Origin of the sequence: Curtobacterium sp. B18 (assembly GCF_000333375.1) — a bacterium.
Taxonomy (GTDB): Bacteria; Actinomycetota; Actinomycetes; order Actinomycetales; family Microbacteriaceae; genus Curtobacterium.
In genome coordinates, this window is record NZ_BACZ01000305.1 from 1 (window position 1) to 2,417 (window position 2,417).

The window sequence follows — 2,417 nt, forward strand, 5'->3', positions numbered from 1 at the left end:
GGACCGCGCCTCCGCGGGCGGCCCGGTCGGCGCCCCGGACGTCCCGGTGGACGACTACCCGCTCGACGACGACCCGTACGGCGACGGTGAGCCCTACCCCGATGCGCCACCGGCCCCGCAGAACGCTCCGCAGCAGAACGCTCCGCAGCAGAGCGCGCCGCGCCAGTCGGCGCCCCAGCGCCCGGCCGCACCGGGACCCCAGGTCCGTCGGAGTGATGATCAGCACCACGACGCCCGCTCCGAAGACCCCGCCGAGGAGCATCGACAGTGGCACCAGCCACGCGTTGTCCATGCCGTCAGTGTAGGGATGGTCACACGCGGTTCCGACCCCGTTCACCCGCGTCCGGCGTGGTTCCCGGTCCGGATCGCGAAGCGTTCAGCCGGACGTCACCGTTCGTTCACCTGACCTGACGACACTCGACCGGTACGCAGAGAGAGGTACTCCCCCATGCGCGAAGTCTTCCAGCAGGAACTCCAGGACGTCCAGGAGCGACTGACCGAGATCGCCGGGCTCGTCGAGTCCGCCATCACCCGAGCCACGCAGTCGTTCAGCGAGTCCGACGTGGCCCTCGCCGAGGAGGTGATCGCCGACGACGCCAAGATCGACGAGGCGGCGAACAGCCTCGACGAGATCGCGATCGACATCCTCGCCCGTCAGGCCCCCGTCGCCCGTGACCTGCGCGTCGTCGTCACCGCCCTCCGCGTCAGCTCGTCGCTCGAGCGCATGGGCGACATGGCCGAGCACATCGCCCAGCTCACCCGCCAGCGCTTCCCCGAGAAGGTCGTCCCGAAGGGCCTCCGCGGCACCTTCAAGAAGATGGGCCAGCTCGACGTCGCGATGGCGCAGAAGCTCACGCGCCTGCTCGCCACCGAGGACATCGCCCTCGCCGGGGAGATCCGCGACGAGGACGACGCCATCGACGAGCTGCACGCGAGCGTGTTCGACTTCGTGCTCGGCGAGACCTGGAAGGGCGCGCTCGACAGCCAGGGCGCCACCGGCGGGATGATGGTCGGCGCGGTGATGGCCGCGGTGGGCGTCGTGCTCCCGCTCGTCACGAAGCGCTGGCTGCCCGACCTGCGCGGTCGCGACGCGAGCCCCATCCCCGACACCGAGCCGGTCAACATCCCCAAGTAGCCGCAGCGCGGGGTGTCCCTGGTCGAAACGGGCGTACCTGGTCGGAAGTTCCGACCAGGTACGCCCGTTCCCACTCTCCATCGCAGCCGTTCTGGGAAGGAACGACGCACGACCGACGCCCGGCCTGGAGGCGCGGCGCATCCCCGCCACGATCGGCAGGATGGGTGCATGGTCACCTCAGTCCCCCTCCGCGACGGCACCTCGATCCCCGCCGTCGGCTTCGGCGTCTACAAGGTCGACGACGCCGAGGCCGAGACGGCCGTCGGTCTCGCGCTCGACGCCGGCTACCGGCACGTCGACACCGCCGAGATGTACGGCAACGAGACCGGCGTCGGGAAGGCGATCCGCGCCTCCGGGCTGGACCGTGACGACGTCTTCGTGACGACGAAGGTGTGGAACGACCACCAGGGGCGCGACGCGACCCTGCGAGCGTTCGACGCGAGCCTCGAGCGGCTCGGGCTCGACGCCGTCGACCTGTACCTGATCCACTGGCCGGCCGCCGCGAACGACCGGTACGTCGACACCTGGCGCGCTCTCGTCGAGCTGCGCGCGTCGGAACGTGCGCGGAGCGTCGGCGTCTCGAACTTCCAGGTGCCGCACCTCGAGCGGATCGTCGACGAGACCGGCGAGGTCCCCGCGGTGAACCAGGTCGAGCGGCACCCCTGGCTGCCGCAGCGCGAGCTGATGGCATTCCACGCGCAGCACGGCATCGTGACCGAGGCCTGGTCGCCGCTCGGCCGCGGGCGACTCGTCGACGAGCCGGTCCTCACCGGCATCGCGGACGCCCACGGGGTGAGCGTCGCGCAGGTGCTCGTGCGCTGGAACGTGCAGCAGGACGTGGTGGTGCTGCCGAAGTCGGTGACGCCGGCGCGGATCCGGTCGAACCTCGACGTCGACGGCTTCGTGCTGACCGACGACGACCTGGCGGCGATCGCGTCGCTCGAGTCGGGGCAGCGCACGGGGTCCCACCCGGACTCGGTGTCCTGAGGCGCTCAGCCGGTCGGGAGCAGCCCGCTGAAGGCAACCACGGCGATCCCGGTCCCCACGACTGCGAGGAAGATGCCGATCACCCGGACGAACCGCGGCGTGAGTGGCCTCCCGTTCACGAGCTCGTCGCCACCGATGGACTGCGCCCACCGGTTGAACACCGCGATCGTCACACCCCACAGCGCCACGACGACCGCGCCGATGCCGAACCAGGTCGCGCCGGTCACCGACCCCGCCTCCGCTCGATCTGCTGCCGGAGGTTCCGAACGAACACGACCTCCAGGGTGACCGCGAT

The 2,417-nt window shown here is 70.9% G+C and carries 4 protein-coding genes; 2 read left to right on the plus strand and 2 right to left on the minus strand.

From position 1 onward, the window contains the following. The coding region (locus tag I5E_RS25965; protein ID WP_042723708.1) for a hypothetical protein at positions 1 to 292 on the minus strand (292 nt) is incomplete at its 3' end. Between the two features lie 156 nt (positions 293 to 448). Here I5E_RS25965 and phoU point away from each other — a divergent pair. Together phoU and I5E_RS08255 are read left to right on the plus strand one after the other, a co-directional pair. Then, positions 449 to 1,135, plus strand: coding sequence for a phosphate signaling complex protein PhoU (gene phoU / locus I5E_RS08250; RefSeq protein WP_022906558.1), 687 nt, complete (start codon positions 449 to 451; stop codon positions 1,133 to 1,135). 168 nt (positions 1,136 to 1,303) lie between these two features. Further along, positions 1,304 to 2,122 carry an aldo/keto reductase gene (locus tag I5E_RS08255; RefSeq protein ID WP_022906559.1) on the plus strand — a complete coding sequence of 273 codons (819 nt, stop codon included), beginning with the start codon at positions 1,304 to 1,306 and terminating at the stop codon, positions 2,120 to 2,122. A 5-nt stretch (positions 2,123 to 2,127) separates the two neighbouring features. Here the strand turns inward: I5E_RS08255 and I5E_RS08260 are convergent, their stop codons facing one another. Beyond that, positions 2,128 to 2,349, minus strand: a complete 222-nt coding sequence (locus I5E_RS08260) for a hypothetical protein (RefSeq protein ID WP_022906560.1) — start codon at positions 2,347 to 2,349, stop codon at positions 2,128 to 2,130. Between the last annotated feature and the right edge of the window lie 68 nt (positions 2,350 to 2,417).

Coding starts and splice junctions, on each gene's coding strand:
- phoU (WP_022906558.1), top strand. CDS start 449: ATGCGCGAAGTCTTCCAGCAGGAACTCCAGGACGTCCAGGAGCGACTG.
- I5E_RS08255 (WP_022906559.1), top strand. CDS start 1,304: ATGGTCACCTCAGTCCCCCTCCGCGACGGCACCTCGATCCCCGCCGTC.